The 419-nt window shown below is 50.1% G+C and carries 1 protein-coding gene; it reads left to right on the top strand.

Annotated elements, in window-relative coordinates:
* A partial coding sequence (gene tnpA, locus AM629_RS22925) for an IS200/IS605 family transposase (RefSeq protein WP_072161981.1) occupies nt 1–252 on the top strand: 252 nt, incomplete at its 5' end.
* Nucleotides 253–419: the final 167 nt, after the last annotated feature.

Raw genomic sequence — 419 nt, 5'->3', positions numbered from 1 at the left:
GAGATGGACGGTGAGCGGGATCATGTACACCTTCTGGTCGCATACCCGCCAAAGCTGGCAGTGAGCGTGATGGTTAACAACCTGAAATCAGTATCATCACGGCTACTACGCCAGCAGAATACACATCCACGAATGCAGAGCAAAACAGGGTTGCTGTGGTCAAGATCGTACTTTGTCTGTAGCACCGGAGGGGCAACGATCGAAACACTCAGAGCCTACGTTCAGAGTCAGTCAACGCCTGAGTGTTCTTGAAAGCCCCCCGGGCTTTTCGCCTTATATCCCCGCCCGCACTGAGGGTGTCGCAAAAGACTGGCATTGAAAATAAACCCACAGAGATTGATTGCCTGTTATTGGGACTGACAACCCATAACAGGCTAAAAATAGCCCATAATATCAGGGCAACTGCCCTTGATAAGTTA

Origin of the sequence: Photorhabdus heterorhabditis (assembly GCF_001280945.1) — a bacterium.
In the GTDB taxonomy this organism is placed as follows: domain Bacteria; phylum Pseudomonadota; class Gammaproteobacteria; order Enterobacterales; family Enterobacteriaceae; genus Photorhabdus; species Photorhabdus heterorhabditis.
This window is presented reverse-complemented; position numbering and strand designations above follow the sequence as displayed.